The 16,644-nt window shown below is 37.0% G+C and carries 16 protein-coding genes; 3 read left to right on the top strand and 13 right to left on the bottom strand.

The features are described 5' to 3' along the window. Nucleotides 1-47: 47 nt before the first annotated feature. Nucleotides 48-674, bottom strand: coding sequence for a hypothetical protein (locus VK91_RS08735; protein WP_048392204.1), 627 nt, complete (start codon nucleotides 672-674; stop codon nucleotides 48-50). A gap of 261 nt (nucleotides 675-935) precedes the next feature. Here VK91_RS08735 and VK91_RS08730 point away from each other — a divergent pair, with 261 nt between their 5' ends. Beyond that, nucleotides 936-1,115, top strand: a complete 180-nt coding sequence (locus tag VK91_RS08730) for a hypothetical protein (RefSeq protein ID WP_048392203.1) — start codon at nucleotides 936-938, stop codon at nucleotides 1,113-1,115. Between the two features lie 65 nt (nucleotides 1,116-1,180). Here VK91_RS08730 and VK91_RS08725 read toward each other — a convergent pair whose 3' ends face one another. The 11 genes from VK91_RS08725 to VK91_RS08675 all read right to left on the bottom strand — a co-directional run bounded on the left by VK91_RS08725 (nucleotide 1,181) and on the right by VK91_RS08675 (nucleotide 10,811). After that, nucleotides 1,181-1,720 (bottom strand): NADPH-dependent FMN reductase, encoded by a 540-nt coding sequence (locus tag VK91_RS08725; protein ID WP_048392202.1) that lies wholly within the window; start codon nucleotides 1,718-1,720, stop codon nucleotides 1,181-1,183. 214 nt (nucleotides 1,721-1,934) lie between these two features. Continuing rightward, a complete protein-coding gene (locus tag VK91_RS08720; RefSeq protein ID WP_048392201.1) occupies nucleotides 1,935-2,183 on the bottom strand; it encodes a DUF2164 domain-containing protein in 249 nt (82 codons plus the stop codon). Nucleotides 2,184-2,295: 112 nt separating this feature from the next. Continuing rightward, entirely contained in the window at nucleotides 2,296-2,520 is a 225-nt protein-coding gene (locus tag VK91_RS08715; protein ID WP_048392200.1) for a hypothetical protein, read from the bottom strand. Nucleotides 2,521-2,534: 14 nt separating this feature from the next. Then, the gene (locus VK91_RS08710) at nucleotides 2,535-3,656 is read right to left on the bottom strand and encodes a Nif3-like dinuclear metal center hexameric protein (RefSeq protein ID WP_048392199.1); all 1,122 of its coding nucleotides are present in this window, start codon (nucleotides 3,654-3,656) and stop codon (nucleotides 2,535-2,537) included. A 1-nt stretch (nucleotide 3,657) separates the two neighbouring features. Then, nucleotides 3,658-4,350 carry a tRNA (adenine(22)-N(1))-methyltransferase TrmK gene (locus tag VK91_RS08705; RefSeq protein ID WP_048392198.1) on the bottom strand — a complete coding sequence of 231 codons (693 nt, stop codon included), beginning with the start codon at nucleotides 4,348-4,350 and terminating at the stop codon, nucleotides 3,658-3,660. Between the two features lie 164 nt (nucleotides 4,351-4,514). Next, complete coding sequence (cccA, locus tag VK91_RS08700) at nucleotides 4,515-4,877, bottom strand: cytochrome c550 (RefSeq protein WP_016993532.1); 363 nt, start codon at nucleotides 4,875-4,877, stop codon at nucleotides 4,515-4,517. Nucleotides 4,878-5,339: 462 nt separating this feature from the next. Continuing rightward, the gene (locus VK91_RS08695; protein ID WP_004227167.1) at nucleotides 5,340-5,906 is read right to left on the bottom strand and encodes a hypothetical protein; all 567 of its coding nucleotides are present in this window, start codon (nucleotides 5,904-5,906) and stop codon (nucleotides 5,340-5,342) included. A gap of 245 nt (nucleotides 5,907-6,151) precedes the next feature. Then, nucleotides 6,152-7,279 (bottom strand): RNA polymerase sigma factor RpoD, encoded by a 1,128-nt coding sequence (gene rpoD, locus VK91_RS08690; protein WP_004227165.1) that lies wholly within the window; start codon nucleotides 7,277-7,279, stop codon nucleotides 6,152-6,154. A gap of 32 nt (nucleotides 7,280-7,311) precedes the next feature. Then, nucleotides 7,312-9,144 carry a DNA primase gene (gene dnaG / locus VK91_RS08685; RefSeq protein ID WP_082148142.1) on the bottom strand — a complete coding sequence of 611 codons (1,833 nt, stop codon included), beginning with the start codon at nucleotides 9,142-9,144 and terminating at the stop codon, nucleotides 7,312-7,314. A 206-nt stretch (nucleotides 9,145-9,350) separates the two neighbouring features. Next, nucleotides 9,351-10,163, bottom strand: coding sequence for a pyruvate, water dikinase regulatory protein (locus VK91_RS08680; protein WP_004227157.1), 813 nt, complete (start codon nucleotides 10,161-10,163; stop codon nucleotides 9,351-9,353). Between the two features lie 15 nt (nucleotides 10,164-10,178). Next, nucleotides 10,179-10,811, bottom strand: a complete 633-nt coding sequence (locus VK91_RS08675; protein ID WP_004227151.1) for a helix-turn-helix transcriptional regulator — start codon at nucleotides 10,809-10,811, stop codon at nucleotides 10,179-10,181. A gap of 427 nt (nucleotides 10,812-11,238) precedes the next feature. Here VK91_RS08675 and VK91_RS08670 point away from each other — a divergent pair, with 427 nt between their 5' ends. After that, nucleotides 11,239-12,624 carry a glycine--tRNA ligase gene (locus tag VK91_RS08670; RefSeq protein WP_048392196.1) on the top strand — a complete coding sequence of 462 codons (1,386 nt, stop codon included), beginning with the start codon at nucleotides 11,239-11,241 and terminating at the stop codon, nucleotides 12,622-12,624. Between the two features lie 45 nt (nucleotides 12,625-12,669). On the opposite strand, the gene VK91_RS08665 is transcribed toward VK91_RS08670, so the two are convergent. Next, nucleotides 12,670-14,388, bottom strand: a complete 1,719-nt coding sequence (locus VK91_RS08665; protein WP_048392675.1) for an HD-GYP domain-containing protein — start codon at nucleotides 14,386-14,388, stop codon at nucleotides 12,670-12,672. An 838-nt stretch (nucleotides 14,389-15,226) separates the two neighbouring features. Between VK91_RS08665 and VK91_RS08660 the strand changes: the two genes are divergently transcribed. Next, nucleotides 15,227-16,627, top strand: a complete 1,401-nt coding sequence (locus VK91_RS08660) for an S-layer homology domain-containing protein (RefSeq protein ID WP_048392195.1) — start codon at nucleotides 15,227-15,229, stop codon at nucleotides 16,625-16,627. Nucleotides 16,628-16,644: the final 17 nt, after the last annotated feature.

Below are 16,644 nucleotides of genomic sequence, written 5' to 3'. Positions count from 1 at the left end.
AGCATTAAAATCTCGATGCCTTAATCCTATGTTATTTTTCTACACAGCTAATTTATTTTTTCTCGTTGGGCATTTAATATGTTAATAACATAGGAAGCATTTTGTGATGCTTTTGCTTGTACAATCTTCTTGATGGCTTCTTCCATCCTTAAAGCTAACTCAAGTGCCTCATGCGTAGCGCCCTTTATCGTTGTTTGTATGGTAATGGTTGTTCGATTTTCAATAACTAAATATTCATATACGTCAAAAGCTTCTAAGCCCGCAATTAAATCTTCCATCAAAAGGTTCATATCATCCCCCATTATCTTGTTGTTATCAAGCAAGGAGGTAAACTCCCATCTTTCAAAAACTATGGGATAGTCCTTTAAGGGAGACGTTTTTAAAGCATTTTTTGCTATGGATTCCATATCTTTTTTAATTGACTGGAAATAGTCTTCTCCGCCTACAACTTGGATTACTAATTCCTTTTCTTCCGTCGTTTTAACGTCAATGCCGACATACTTTTCAAGTAGCTTATCCTTCAATCGAGCCAGACTCAACTCTTCATTTGTTATAAGCGATTGAGCCTCTTTATTTGCTTCTGACCTTTTTTCTCCTGCAAATCTATCAAATAGGACCAACATAGATATAATGACTACCAACAGTCCGATGACAAGCCCAAACCGTTTACCCATTGAATCCCTCCTGATAGGAAGGTATGTCCCCTTTTACTACAATATTCGCTTTTCTAGCTTGAAACAGCACATACTTTTCATATTAAAATGCAGTGTCCATACAGTATCTCCACTTTTCATAATGGAATTTGTATCGCTTATTTTTCCCTATATATTCCGGGATGCGAAATAAATTTGCTTTGTTTTGTCCTTTCTGTGTCATGCTTCTCAAAAAGGAGTACACTTAAGAAGTAGTAATTCTATCATTATGGAGGGTTTTAAATGGCATCAAAAGCAGCGGATATTAAAAATATACTGACATTAAATCTGCTTGTACAAATCTTAGAGGAACGTGGCATTATGACAGATAAAGAACTAAAAGAGCGCCTCACCAATAAAGTAAAACTATCTTCGATGGAGAATGATTTAAAGGAAAAAGTCCTTGAAGAAATCAAACATTAATGGATTTTACCTCATCAAAAAACGACCGCTTTCTGAAAGCGGCCGTCTGAATCAAAGCTTTAAGTTTAGGATCGAATTGTTTTCAAAGCAGTTGACCATGGCACAAGCTGATCTAACATTTGATGAACTGAATCTGCTTGCACCTCTTTTGGTTTAAAGACAGAGCCGTTTTCAAAATCAGTAAATAATGATAATGCTGGATGTACTCGAACATCTGCAACTAGCAATTCTCCAAGAATTCCTCGTAGATGCTCTGCTGCACGCGCACCTCCAACAGAACCATAAGAGACGATACCAGCAGCTTTATTGTTCCATTCAACTCGTAAATAATCTAATGCATTTTTTAATGCACCTGTAATGGAGTGATTGTACTCAGCAACAATAAAGACAAAGCCGTCACAAGCTGCTACTTTTTCTGACCATGCAGCTACCCCAGAAGTATCTCCACCTGGTTCCCCTAAAAATGGTAATTTAAATTCAGCGATATCAATTATTTCATATTCCGCATCACGACGTTTTTCCGCAACTTCCTTTACCCAAGCTCCAACTTGTGGGCTTACACGACCTTCTCGCGTACTTCCTAAAATAATACCGATTTTTAACATATGACGCCTCCTCTTATCATCCATTCTTGTGACTCCATCACGGTTTATCGTACGTGTTCGCCACTCGTAACCATTTTGGTCAGAAAAATATCCCTTTATTCATCACCCGTTAATTAGCTCTGAATAGTTAGAATTGAATTATCTCTAATTCAAGATTAAGGTATCATCAACCATTCTTTCCTGTCAAATATTTAATCTAGAGGGATAAAGAGGATTATTTTGTTTTAATGGGCTGCTCCAATGCCTCTAATTCCTCTTCAATAGAGGCGTATTGTCTTTCCACAACATACTTGGCATCTGACAAGGCAGCATTATAAATATAGGGGGCAATATGCTCTTTGATAAAATCTAACATACGTTCAGCTTCGAATTCACTAATGTCTTCATCACGCTGATTATAAAAAAAACGTTGAATATCAGCAAGAATCATTTCCTGCTGATCTTTAGATAAACGAATAAACAAGACAACTCTCTCCACTTCTGTTAATCAATTTTATCTACATCTTATCACTGTTCATAGATTCCTTGCATTCAAAAAGGCTGAAACACTAGTACTGCTAGCGTTCAGCCCCATCTCATTGTTTACATTCAAATGAGTAGCTAGTGGATAAAAAGTTTTTCTCCTTTGCTACAATTGCTTGTCCACCATCATCTTCACATTGCTGTGTCATTGCATCGATTTTCTTATCATTGACCATATTGGTCATCACCGTCATACCAATACCAAAAACAACGATGAATAAACCAATCATGATCCATAGCTTGCCTGCTTTATTACCAGCTGGTCTTTCATTAGCCATATTAGTTCCCTCACTTATACAAATAAAAATGGTTCTGTATGGATCGTTGATTGGATGAATTCAACCAAATATTTTTTATCCTCACATAGTTCAGCCATTTTTTTTGCTACTCCTGCAATCATTACCTTTTCTACATGATGACCAGGATCTACTATTTGCAGATCAATGGCTTGTGCGTCCTGAGCTGTATGGAAGTACATATCGCCTGTTAAGAAAACATCAGCTCCTGCACGTTTTGCCGCATAGATATATTTATTACCATCTCCACCAACAAGCGCAACCTTGCTGACCTTCGATTGTAAATCACCCACTACACGCACAGCTGGCACATCTAGTTGCTGTTTAACGAATTCAGCAAATTGTTGTAACGTCATGTCCTTTGTTAAGTAACCTACACGCCCTAATCCCATCACATTTGTTTGCTGCTCAAGACGTATCACATCATAGGCAGGCTCCTCATAAGGATGACTAGTAAGCATGGCCTTTAACACGCGGCCTTTAATGGATTCAGGAAAAACAACTTCTACCTTTACTTCTTCCTCCACATGTAATTCACCAACAGAGCCAACGAACGGATTAGCTCCTGCTAATGCACGGAACCGACCTTCTCCAGTCGTTGTATAACTACATGCTTCATAGTCGCCAATACGACCCGCCCCAGCTTTTGCAAGCGCCTCACGTAATGCTTGGGCATTAGCAGTTGGTATAAAGACTGCCAGCTTCAACAAATTCTCAGCATACGTTTCTTCTAATATTGACCGGTTTTTTAGCTGTAGGGCATCTGCTAATAAATCATTTACCCCACCTTCGGCTACATCTAAATTTGTATGAGCGGCATATACAGCAATATCGTGTTTAATGAGCTTTTCATATAAGCGCCCTGCTGGATGATCTGTGCGGATATTCGCTAGGCGTCTAAAGATTGGTGGATGATGTGCGATAATCAGCTCACAGCCTTTTTCTATTGCCTCATTTGCCACGGCTTCATTGACATCTAACGTCACCAAAACTTTACTTACAGGTTTGTTGAGGGTCCCTATCGCTAGTCCAATTGGATCATTGTCCATACAAGCTAGTTTTTTGGGCGACCATGCTTCGAACACTTGAATAACTTCTTGGCCATTTACCGTTTTCATCTTACAAAACTCCTTCTACTAAATGTATCAGAGCCGTTAACTCTGCACGCTTTTCTTCAATTTCAGGTGTTTGTTCTGCTCCTTCAATGGATTGTAGTACACGTTGCCAATTGTCTTTTTCACGCAACCATTTTTTCGTAAATGCTGGCGATTTACGCAGGCTTAGCTTAGGTCCAAACAAAATCTCTGCTGTAGAGAGCTCCATTTGCCCTCTTTGTAACACAAGGATTTCATAGATTTTATCATCTTCCTCTAAAATCTCTTCATCAAGAATCGCCCATTGATGTGCTAAAGCCCACTCACGGATAACCTTGGCGTGAATATTTGGCTGTAGGATTAGACGTGTGACACCTTGAAGCTTTTCTGGATGCTTCTCTAGAATGGAAACAATTAATGGTCCACCCATGCCTGCTATTGTCACCGTATCCACATGGTCAGCTTCTTCTATCGCTGCTAAACCGTCTGCAAGGCGTACTGTAATTTTTTCAGTTAAGTTTTCCTTCTGTACTTGTCCTACCGCCGATTCATAGGGTCCTTTTACAACTTCCCCTGCTATGGCATATGAGGCAGTCCCTTTGTGAATTAAATAGCATGGTAGATAGGCATGGTCACTACCAATATCCGCCATGACTGCTCCTGTAGGAACAAATTTCGCTACTGCTTCTAATCGCTTTGAAAGTTTTTGTGCGTTCATTTTTATACCGCCTATCTTCAATAGAGTCCATTAATAGTATGGATGATGTCGTGAAAAAAAACAAATGGAGTTGTCTCACATTTCTATGTGGACAACCCCATCTTCATGATGCTTAAATCTAAAAAGTAGCTGTACTATTTCAGTACAGCTACTTGTCAGTTTTACTATTCTAAAGTAGAAATGTATTCAGCGATTGCTTTTGCTTCCTCTTCAGTTTTCATGTTTGGTTGCATTGGAGTACCTTCGATACCCTTTGTTAAAACTTCTACGATATGTGCTTCATCTAAGCCATGTAGATTTGGACCCATACTACCAGTTAAGTCACCACCATGACAACCGATACAAGATTGTACTAGTGCTGAACCATCAGCTTCTGCATCTGTTGTTTCTGTAGTAGTTTCGCCACCACCCTCATGTTCAGCAGCAATTTCTTTCTTGTTATCTGCACCTTGTAAAGACATGAAGAAAATAAGACCAATACCAAATGCCAGAATTAAGATGTAAGGAACGACTGGATTGTTTTTCATAAGTTTCCCCTCCTCATTTTAAGTCTACTTCTATTATAATATAGAATCAGTCAACATCTAATATTGTACTTCATTAACAAAGAAACGAAAAGCCCTATTCGCTAAGTTTTCCTTTGTTTGTAACAAATTCGACATTTCTGTATCTATTGGATAAAATATGTCTTGCCAACATCCAAAATTGGTCAAATTTATCCTTTTATACAATTTCTTTTTCATTATATTTATGCTGTTATCATACCCTTTTCACTCATTGATATACCCAAAATTAAAAAATCTGTACGTTTTTAATTAGCGTACAGATTTTGAATCTTCTGAGGTAAAAACTTTAACATGATACTGACCCTATTATAGATAAATTGTCACAAATTATGGTTTTATATAAACACTAAAGTTCAATTAAGTTTCTAACCTGATTTAGTAGATGGAGTTCCTTGTACATCGATAGAAATACCATTTGCTAAATCAGGATAAATTTATGATATAGTACCCAACTAGTGCTATTAATCCTAAAGCACCTGAGACTGTGAAATATAGAAGTTTCATTTTAATACCTGACAACAGCCAAATGACACAATTTGCTGCAATCAAGCAAAATAAAACCGTATTATTTCCACTAAAATATGTAGTACAAATGCGGATCGACATACTAAATAACAGGATGGCCGCTAGTACATGAAAAATGGGAGCTAGTAGATGTTTTTTTCGAGCCATTTGCCACGCAGCAATAAATAGGATGCATGCGCCTACTCCCACGATTACTGTAAAAATCAATGTTAAAGATTGCATTGTAAAATAGAGTGCCAAAACAGCCATTATGGCGATACATAGACCCACTACCAATAGGATCATTTTTCTTTTCTCTGATGGCAAGACCGCTTGTTTAGGATGTTGCACTGGTTCTAACTCCTCTATGTCAGCCCCCTCCGTATAAAGAGCTGCTAAAAAGTCACAATAGTGCTCAGGTAAAAGTTTATTTTGCTTCCAAAACAAAATTTCATTAAGGATTATTTTTTTGCGAGGATTTGTCATAGTGTTAGCTCCAAACATTGCTTAATAATGGTTGTATTACAATTTTATCTCACACTATTTGAAAACACATCTGTATAAAGTCGCAAATCTAGCATTTCCCTCATTCTAATTATCTATGATTGCCTAACATCGATAGGTGAATAGCAGGGCTAATTTCTTTTTGTTGACTTTTCAATTCTATAAAAAAGGAGCTATACCAATTAGTCATTTTCTCACTACTTGGATAGCTCCAGCTATTTTAAATTTTATTCTAAGAAGTCTTTTAAACGTTTACTACGAGAAGGATGGCGTAATTTTCTTAGTGCTTTCGCCTCGATTTGACGAATACGTTCACGCGTTACGCCAAAGACTTTCCCAACCTCTTCTAATGTACGTGTGCGACCATCGTCTAACCCAAAACGTAAACGAAGTACGTTTTCCTCACGGTCTGTTAACGTATCTAGTACATCTTCTAATTGTTCTTTTAACAGTTCATAGGCTGCATGGTCGGAAGGAGATTGTGCTTCTGAATCCTCGATAAAGTCTCCTAAATGGGAATCATCTTCTTCTCCAATTGGTGTTTCAAGAGATACTGGTTCTTGTGCAATTTTTAAAATTTCACGTACTTTTTCAGGTGTTAAATCCATTTCTTCTCCAATTTCCTCTGGAGAAGGCTCACGACCTAAATCTTGTAAAAGTTGACGTTGTACACGTATTAATTTATTAATGGTTTCGACCATATGAACAGGAATACGAATCGTACGCGCTTGGTCAGCGATTGCGCGTGTAATCGCCTGACGAATCCACCATGTAGCGTAAGTCGAGAACTTAAATCCTTTACGATAATCGAATTTTTCAACAGCCTTAATAAGACCCATATTTCCTTCTTGAATTAAATCAAGGAATAGCATTCCACGACCAACATAGCGTTTTGCAATCGATACAACTAGACGTAAGTTTGCTTCCGCAAGGCGTTTACGCGCTTCCTCGTCCCCTTGCTCAATACGTTCAGCAAGTGCAATTTCTTGCTCAGCAGATAATAAATCTACTCGGCCGATTTCTTTTAAATACATACGTACAGGGTCATTGATTTTAACACCTGGTGGCACACTCAAATCATTTAAGTCGAAAGTTTCCTCGTTCGCTTCTTCTTTCATTAGACTTTCTTCTTCAAATTCTTCTTTTCCAATGATTTGAATATCTTTATGCTTTTCAAGATCCTCAGCAAAATGGAAAATTTCTTCGTTTTCCAATTCATAAGGTGTTAGTTTCTCTGAAATTTCTTTCATTGAAATTTCACCCTCTGTTTTTGCTTTTTCTTGTAGGAATTTTTTTGCATCATCTAATGTAATTTCTACTTCTATCTCTTTTGAACGTTCTGACTTGTCCGCCATAAACCTTCCTCCTTCTAAACAACCGAATCGGGTTAAATCGCCGATAACGATTTTCTTAAATGAATAATCTGTTGGGCGATTTCAAGTGCACGTGCATACTCATGCATCTTCTCCGCTTCCTTTGACTCATGCATCTTTTGATAAATTTCTTGCTCAATTCTATATTTTTGAAGCTGACGGATAGAGTCCATAACCTCTGCCTCTGCTTGATCAGGATCTCGCTCCACTAAAGCCGCTTCCATGACAATTTTTCGTAATTCAGCGTCATCCAAAATTTCCACAAAACGTTGATAATCAGGATGACCATACTCCTCATAAAATCCAACTAAGCGAACAAAAACTGCCATATAGGCATCTCGTACAAATGGCTCTTTTTGCTCACTACGTAATACCCTGTCCACTACATCTATATTATGAAGCATATGAGCCAGTAATAAACGTTCGGCACGTTCGGCTGCGTCCATAGGCTTTTGTTGTTGCGTGACTGGCATTGAAGGTATCTGTGTAGGCATTTCTACTTTAGCAGAACGTACCTGATTAGCCTCCAGTTTTCGGAATTGGGCATAAATGGCTTCTTCCGAGATGTTTGTTTCATTTGATAGCTGTCGTATATACAAATCTCGTTCAACTGGTGAAGATCTTCCCACTAGCTGCTCAAGAACTTCTTGAATATATTGAAGCGTATCATTTTCAAATTGAAAGTTCTTATTGCGTCTAGCATGCATCATCATAAAAGCAATATACGCATGAGGTTTTTCCAAAATTTGTTCCTTAAATGCTTGTCCACCTAAAGTGTGAATGTATTCATCAGGATCTAATTTTTCTGGCAACACGGCAATATCGACTTTCATTCGCTCTGTATGCAGTAGCTGCGCCGCTCGTTTCGCTGCATCAAATCCAGCATTATCACCATCATAGCAAATCGTAATTTGCTCTACTAAGCGCTTTAGCTTTGTGATATGCTGATTTGTTAACGAAGTACCCATTGTCGCAACAACATTCATGACACCTACAGAGTTGGCTGCTAAAACGTCCATAAATCCTTCCATCAATACTACTTGACGATTTTTTCTGATAGAAGTTCGTGCTTTATCTAGGTTATACAGCACTTCACTTTTTTGGAAAATTGGTGATTCTGGACTATTTAAATATTTTGCTTCCTCACCATTGGATGAAAGAACACGTCCTGAGAAGGCAATAATTTTACCATTCTCATCTCGAATAGGAAACATGATACGTCCTCTAAAACGATCAAAATAACGCTCTTCTCCCTCTCTTTTGATGATTAAGCCACTTTCGGCAATTTCTTGTAAGTTATAACCTTTTCTTTCAAGCAATATTGTTAATGCATCAAAGCTTGGGAGAGACCAACCAATGTTATTAGATTCGATAAGTTCCCTTGTAAATCCTCTTTCTAGCAAATAATTTAAAGGTTCTTCACCATCTTCTGTATTCAACAGTAAATGATGAAAAAAATCTGCTGCAAAAGCGTGTGCTTCTTTCATCCTTTCTTCCGCTTTAGATATCTTTTTCGTTCCTCCAGGGAAACTTGGCTCAACATCTAAGTGTATGCCAACACGTTCCCCAAGTTTCACAACTGCATCAGGAAAAGAAATGCCTTCAATATCCATTACAAAAGTAATGGCATTGCCCCCTGCACCACAACCAAAGCAATGAAAAATTTGCTTGTCTGTAGATACAGAAAAAGACGGTGTTTGCTCTCCATGAAATGGACAGAGACCAAACCAATTTCGCCCACGCTTAGTAAGCTGCATGTATTCACTAATAACATCAACGATATCTGATTGTGTGCGAATCTGCTCAATTACTTCTTCTGGAATCTTCCCTGCCAAATCCATCACCATCTTTAATATTTGCGTTCTAGAAACACAATTCGCTATTCGTTTTAAAATTCCTTTATTTCTCGACAAAAAATTAGGATTTTTCTCTTATAAATATTTTTACCACAATTTTATTATTATAAAACAAAAATTAGTTTTTATCTATACCATTTTCAAAATCCACTCAAAAAAACCGCCTCTACTAACCGAGGTGGTTTAAAATTCTATCCTTATTTACAGGTCAAAATATGTTCGATAATCGTATTTGCTGTCTCTTCAACAGCTTTATTTGTCACATCGATAACTTGACAACCTATTCTACCGACAATTTTTTCAAAATGCTGAATCTCATCAAGAATTCTTTCATGCTGTGCATAGATAGCATCATCATTCAAGCCGAGAGACATTAACCTTTCTTTCCGAATTGAGTTTAACTTCTCAGGGGAAATAATTAATCCAAAGCATTTTTTAGGGTCTATCTGTAATAGCTCTTCTGGTGGTTCTACCTCTGGCACTAAAGGTACATTCGCCACTTTATATTTTTTATGAGCTAAATATTGTGATAGTGGTGTTTTAGAAGTTCGTGATACACCAACTAGTACAATATCAGCTTGTAATAATCCTCTTGGATCTCTACCATCATCATATTTTACCGCAAATTCAATCGCTTCAATTTTTTTGAAATAATCATCATCCAGCAGATGAACAATACCAGGCGTTTCTAATGGATTTTCTTCCATAAAAGCTGCCATTGATTGTAAGGCTGGCCCTAAAATATCAACAGCCTGAATTTTTTCTTGTTCACATAAATCATGTAATAATTTACGCATTTCTTGGCGAACAAGTGTATAAACAATAAATGCTCGCTGTTGCGAAGCAAGAAAAACAATTTTACGGATAAGCTCCTCTGATTGAATATGTGGAAATCGACGAATCACAGTATTTTCAAGACCCGGTCGGAACTGGCTAATAACCGCTTTTGCAACTTGATCACCAGTTTCACCGACAGAATCAGATACAACAAATACGCGTAGTCTTTTCATGCAGCTCTCCTTCATTTAGACATTTTGTGCAAGAGATAAGAAAGCCCGTGTAATCGTTGTTTTTGTAAGACGACCAACAATCGTTAAACCACCCTCTTGTGGTTCAACTACTGGTAGTGAATCAACCTCACGTTCAATAAGTTTGTTCGCTGCAACAATTAAAGAATCTGATCTTTCACAGTACGAAATATTTGGCATACGCGTCATAATAATATGTACTGGAATTTTATTTAAATCCTGCGTGCCAATACTTGTACGCAGTAAATCCTTGCGAGATAGTACGCCTGTCAAAAACTCATTCTTATCTACGACAAAGAGTGTACCAACATCTTCTGAAAACATAAAGCAAATTGCATCATAAACCGTCATTGTTTCAGGGACAACTACTGGCCCTGAATGAAAATCCTTCACTTTTAAATTGTGAATACTATCTATTAATGTAACAGATGCCTTCTTACCTGAATAAAAATAACCAACCCTTGGTCTTGCATCCAGAAATCCTGCCATTGTTAGGATTGCTAAATCTGGTCTTAGAGTTGCTCTTGTCAGATTGAGACGTTCGGCAATATGTTCCCCCGTAATAGGGCCATTTTCTTTCACAATTTGTAATATGTCTTCCTGACGTTTATTGAGTTCGATTGGACTCACCGCCTCAAATCTAATAGTGTTATACTTATGCTCAATTATTATATACTATTTTAATAATTATTGCGAATTAAAGAACTACATGCTACAATATTGACACATACGCTTGCTCTATCAGTATTTTCGAGCAAATTGCGTTATACAGGCGATGATGGGAAAAAAGTATCTGTTCCATTCTATAGCGAGTAGAAGATGGTGAAAGTCTACACAGCAACAGAGAAAAGGCACTCCCTGAGCTAACTTTTTGAAAAGAGGTTTTAAACTACTCGTTTAAAACAATCAGGGTGGAACCGCGGGTATTAGCACTCGTCCCTGGGCATACAATGTGCCCGGAGACGGGTGCTATTTTCATTTAGTTGCAACTGAATGAAAAAACTTTGGCGTTTTTACCGCTAAAACAACGTATTAAAAATTTAAAGGAGGCTATTTTATGGCTAACAAATCAATGGAAACCATCGTATCTTTAGCGAAGCATCGAGGCTTTGTCTTCCCTGGTTCTGAAATCTACGGAGGTTTAGCAAACACGTGGGATTATGGTCCACTAGGTGTCGAATTAAAAAATAATATTAAAAAAGCATGGTGGCAAAAGTTTGTTCAGGAATCTGAATACAATGTAGGTATTGATGCTGCTATTTTGATGAATCCAAAAGCTTGGGTTGCTTCTGGTCACGTAGGAAACTTCAATGACCCAATGATCGACTGTAAATCATGTAAGGCCCGCCACCGTGCAGATAAAATTATCGAAGACGCTGCATTAGCGAAAGGCGATGAAATCATTGTTGATGGTATGACATTCGACCAAATGAAAGAAACAATGATTAAATATGACGTAGTATGCCCTGATTGCGGAAAGGCTGATTTCACAGATATTCGCCAATTCAACCTCATGTTTAAAACATTCCAAGGTGTAACGGAATCCTCTACAAATGAAATTTATTTACGCCCAGAAACGGCACAAGGTATTTTCGTGAACTTTAAAAACGTTCAACGTTCTATGCGTAAACGTACACCATTTGGTATCGCACAAATCGGTAAATCTTTCCGTAACGAAATTACACCGGGTAACTTCACATTCCGTACACGTGAATTCGAACAAATGGAGCTTGAATTCTTCTGTAAACCTGGTGAAGACCTTGAATGGCATGCATATTGGAAAGAATTCTGTAAAAATTGGTTACTAAACCTAGGCATGAAAGAAGATTCGATGCGCCTTCGTGACCATGAGGATGATGAGCTATCTCACTACTCTAACGCTACAACAGATATCGAATTCAAATTCCCATTTGGCTGGGGAGAGCTTTGGGGTGTAGCAGATCGTACAGATTACGACTTAAAACAACATATGGAGCACTCTGGTGAAGATTTCACTTACATTGATCCTGTATCAAATGAACGTTATGTTCCTTATTGTATTGAACCATCATTAGGAGCTGATCGTGTAACATTAGCTTTCCTGTGTGATGCCTATGATGAAGAGGAACTAGAAGGTGATGATAAACGTACGGTTTTACGTTTCCACCCTGCTCTGGCTCCATTTAAAGCTGCTGTGCTACCACTTTCTAAAAAATTATCTGATGAAGCTACAGATGTTTGGGCTGAACTGCGTAAAGCCTTCCCTGTTGATTTTGATGAATCACAATCAATTGGTAAACGTTACCGTCGTCAAGATGAAATTGGTACACCATTCAGTATCACATATGATTTTGATTCAAAAGAGGATGGCCAAGTAACAGTACGTCATCGTGACTCTATGACACAAGTTCGTATGCCTATTGCTGAAGTAAAAGCATATATTGAAAAACACCTACAATTCTAATCACTTAAAAAAAGAGGGGGTAGCCAGCAGGCAACTCCCTCTTTCTTATGCTTTAAATGTTGAAAATAAGCGCTCTTGCATTTTTTCCTCGAATGAAAACTTTTTCATGCTCAAACCTATTAAGCTCACTAATAGCTCCTCAATATCCGCTAGTGAGTAATAAAGGAATGTACCTTCTCGCATTGGACGAACCCGTTTGTCAAAAGTTAGTTCATCTTCAATAAAGTAAGCGACATTAACATCACAATGTTCCATCAATTGTGTAATACGTTGATCATCACCTGGGTTTATAAAGAATGGCACAATTTTATCAATATACAAAATACTTTGAACAAGCTTAATGAAGAAATTTTCACGCAACGATGTCTCCACAACTAATATGGTCGTTTGCTCATGTTGATAATCCATATATAAAACGTTTAATTGCTCCTCTAGTAGCGATTTTAAAATACCAATAGAATTGCGATACTTTGTCATATCCGTTTGGATTTCCCTTGTTAGTAAACGTAAAATACGAAAGGCTGGCAGAAAAATTTTTAAGACAATTTCTTTAGGATGTAAATGGTCAATTAATTTATTAAAATGAATTCTCAGATTATTTTCGTCACAGCGGATTAATTGCTCTACAAATAAGTTGAAAATCTCTTCAAAGCTATTAGCTCGATAGTCGATCATTTTCGTAATTCTCACACTATAGTTCAAAGGAAGATTCATTGATTTTTGCTCATCTAACAATCTTACTTTTGGTAATGTAGGAAATAAATCATAAACAAGTTCTACTTGTGCACTGCGATTATCGGATAACATAACAACAGAGTTTACTGGGTAAATCCCTAAACACTCTACAAATTTATGCATAAAGCTCTCATTATATAAATGTCGATCTCTGTATAAGACAGCTAAAGCATCTGTAGCACCATAGCCAACATGATAGACTCTCTTGGATGTCATCGCTGAATATACATCAACAATTTGTAATAATTGTACACCCTCACTCATATCATCCGCACAAAGTTGATTTGGATAGCCCTTTCCCGCAAAACGTTCATGATGATCTCGTGCCAAATAGGCAATGTCTTCCTCGTTATGTTCAATGAGTAGCTCGTAGCCTTTTGTTGTGTGCGTCTTTACAATATCGAACTCATCTTCAGAGAGTTTACGTTTCAGATTTAATATTTCTTGGGGTATAAAAACCTTCCCGATATCATGGAACAGGTAGCCCCTAGCTAATGTTTCAATATCTGTTAAACCTAGGTATCTAGCAAAAATTGTACCTAATACAAACACATCAAATGAATGGACAAATGAATACTCGTCCCATTCCTTTAAACGCATAAGTAGCTCATAGCGATGTTTTTTTTCCAAAATCTTTTCAAAAACACCTCTTACATAAGCCGTATCCTGTATGCTTTTAAGAATTTGTCCATAGCGTAATTCGTGCACGACATTCTCCAACGTTGTCATAAAAAGCTGACTAACTGTCTCTTTATAATCATCCACAGGATCTCTTTTTTCAATTAATGGGGCAAATAGATCTTCATATTCTCTTGTTCGTTGAGCACTTAAATCATGTACAACTCGAACTGAATTAGATGGCAAATAGACAGATAATTCATCTACTTTACGAAGTTTAAGTAAGGCAATAATTCGCTCCGTTAAAACTAAATCCTTTTTAGCCAATAAACGATACTCTGAAAAAATATCTTCTGCTAATATATCATTTGCTTCAACTTCATGAATACTTAAGGTTACTTTTCGTAGCATATATTTTGCCACATACGCAATGTACTAAGCACTATGTGACTCCCTCCTTCTTCCATAGGACTGCGCTATTCTGATAAACGTATAACAATACGTTTTGCTGATAGAGGCTTTTATATTTCATAGGCATGTCTAAAGTGATCTAGCGTACATCAGTTTCGATGGAGATTAAACGACTTAATTATATTTAAAAAATATAATTACCATTATCTATACCATTTACAATATCATAGGTTAAAATGCCTTTTCAACTAGTATATGGGTCTCGAATGAACAGTTTCTACCACTTATATAATGAAAACTAAACAAAAATACAAATCTTTTTACCTATTAAAATACTTATAAATATATAAATAAATAAAAATATAGATAAATAAGACTTCATATTATTCATTTAAAGACGGAAAAATAACAAATAAAATTAAATTTACGCAATAATTTTATTTTGTAAAAATTGAAATTTATTCATTAAAAAGAAAGGTAATCTAGTTGCATCCTCCTATAAAATCAAAGGTATTTCTTTTTATTTAAAAGATAAAATGAAGCGAGTTCTGTGCTATGCAAGTTAATTAGTTTTAGCTCCCCCTTTTTACATAAGGTATAATCGATTACCGAACAGGCATGATATGGATGAAATTCCCTCTATGCGTTGTTCCATCTTTTTGGTATAAATAAGTTATTATAGTTAGTATTAGCTGTTAAATAATGAATAATTGACAGGCTAAAGACACATCACCTTTTAACATTCATTCGTCCGGAAGTTTGAACTGATACATAGGAAGGTCTGACCAGAAATATATATACTATAAAATTTTCTATTGTACTTTTTGGAGGAATTTAATTGCAGTCTCAACGTTTATTTCAACTAGCTATGGCTTCTGCTTTAGCAACAAGTGCGATTATTATCGCACCACCCGCACACGCAGCATCATTTTTTCCTGATATCAACCCAACCAATGAAGAAGGTAAGGCTATTATTCAATTAGCAGAGCGTGGCATTATTTCAGGCTATATGGATGGGACATTTAAACCCGCTAATCCTATTACACGTACACAGGCTGCGAAGATTTTAGCAGGTATTTTAAAGTTAGATACAGTTCACGTAAAAAATCCCCAATTCAAAGACATCAAACCTGGCGATGAAAACTACGGAGCCATTGCAGCATTAGCAAATGCTGGCATTATTAATGGTGCAAATGGTTATTTCTACCCTACTCAAAATATAACTCGCGAGCAAATGTCTAAAATGATTGCGAAAGGCTTTGGATTAACAAGTACGAGTAACACACAATTACCATTTACAGACGTTAAAAAGGGGAATGAATTTGAGCCTCATATTAAAGCATTGTTTGCAAATGGGATTACCAAAGGAACATCTGCAACCACTTTCGGCCCAAAAAGCAATGTAAAGCGCTCTCAGCTGGCTGCTTTTGTTGTACGAGCTGAAAAGTTGCTAGGCAATGCAACCGTCTATGCAAGTCAATTTAAACAGGACTATATTTTTGCTTCTTATGGTGGTCTTGAGCCAGCAGAGGATATTTTCACATGGAATGAAGAGGAAGATATGACAGAGTCTATCACAATTACCCCTATAAAAGAAGGTACGGGTAAATTAGTGATTACTGGATTGACTGATGATTCAGAGGACTTTATTGACATTTTTTATTTAGTACATGTCAAAAATGTAAATGGTAAGCTGAAGGTAACACTTGAAGAAGTAGAAGAAGATGATTATATCGAAAATTTACCACTCGATTTGTCTGAGAGCAAATTACCATTCATACCAACAGAGGTGACGGTTCAAAACGCGAATGGACAGCCACTCGCTTCAAATTTCTATAACTTTAATCAACAAGATCAAACACTGTCCATCTCGCAAAATGGACAATACATTGTTAGATTTTCAGATGGGACGCAACAACAAAAGATGGCCGCAGATGTGTATTCCTATGATTTTGTTCGCAGCATTGATTTATATCATTTGACAGATGAATTAATACTGACAGCGCAAGAATTACCTTTCGAACCAACACATGTAGCACTCGAAAGCTTTGGTTTTGAGCCAGTGCCTGTAAAAGCGACAATTCTTGACGGGCAACTACATATTACGCCAAAAGCTGAAGGTCTAGCGATTCTCCATTTAACAGGTAAAAACAATGAAACATCATACCTTTATATTGAAAGTAAAAAAATTGCTGGACAGTGGGCCTTTTTAGTGACAGAGGATGAGGATGAATTTTAAATAACGTGAAATGCCAG

Origin of the sequence: Lysinibacillus sp. LK3 (genome assembly GCF_001043675.1) — a bacterium.
GTDB lineage: Bacteria > Bacillota > Bacilli > Bacillales_A > Planococcaceae > Lysinibacillus > Lysinibacillus capsici.
This window is presented reverse-complemented; position numbering and strand designations above follow the sequence as displayed.

Bases quoted from the DNA above. Each gene is read 5' to 3' on its own strand.
- VK91_RS08735 (WP_048392204.1), bottom strand. From the start codon at position 674: ATGGGTAAACGGTTTGGGCTTGTCATCGGACTGTTGGTAGTCATTATA.
- VK91_RS08730 (WP_048392203.1), top strand. From the start codon at position 936: ATGGCATCAAAAGCAGCGGATATTAAAAATATACTGACATTAAATCTG.
- VK91_RS08725 (WP_048392202.1), bottom strand. From the start codon at position 1,720: ATGTTAAAAATCGGTATTATTTTAGGAAGTACGCGAGAAGGTCGTGTA.
- VK91_RS08715 (WP_048392200.1), bottom strand. From the start codon at position 2,520: ATGGCTAATGAAAGACCAGCTGGTAATAAAGCAGGCAAGCTATGGATC.
- VK91_RS08710 (WP_048392199.1), bottom strand. From the start codon at position 3,656: ATGAAAACGGTAAATGGCCAAGAAGTTATTCAAGTGTTCGAAGCATGG.
- VK91_RS08705 (WP_048392198.1), bottom strand. From the start codon at position 4,350: ATGAACGCACAAAAACTTTCAAAGCGATTAGAAGCAGTAGCGAAATTT.
- cccA (WP_016993532.1), bottom strand. From the start codon at position 4,877: ATGAAAAACAATCCAGTCGTTCCTTACATCTTAATTCTGGCATTTGGT.
- VK91_RS08695 (WP_004227167.1), bottom strand. From the start codon at position 5,906: ATGACAAATCCTCGCAAAAAAATAATCCTTAATGAAATTTTGTTTTGG.
- rpoD (WP_004227165.1), bottom strand. From the start codon at position 7,279: ATGGCGGACAAGTCAGAACGTTCAAAAGAGATAGAAGTAGAAATTACA.
- dnaG (WP_082148142.1), bottom strand. From the start codon at position 9,144: ATGGTGATGGATTTGGCAGGGAAGATTCCAGAAGAAGTAATTGAGCAG.
- VK91_RS08680 (WP_004227157.1), bottom strand. From the start codon at position 10,163: ATGAAAAGACTACGCGTATTTGTTGTATCTGATTCTGTCGGTGAAACT.
- VK91_RS08670 (WP_048392196.1), top strand. From the start codon at position 11,239: ATGGCTAACAAATCAATGGAAACCATCGTATCTTTAGCGAAGCATCGA.
- VK91_RS08665 (WP_048392675.1), bottom strand. From the start codon at position 14,388: ATGCTACGAAAAGTAACCTTAAGTATTCATGAAGTTGAAGCAAATGAT.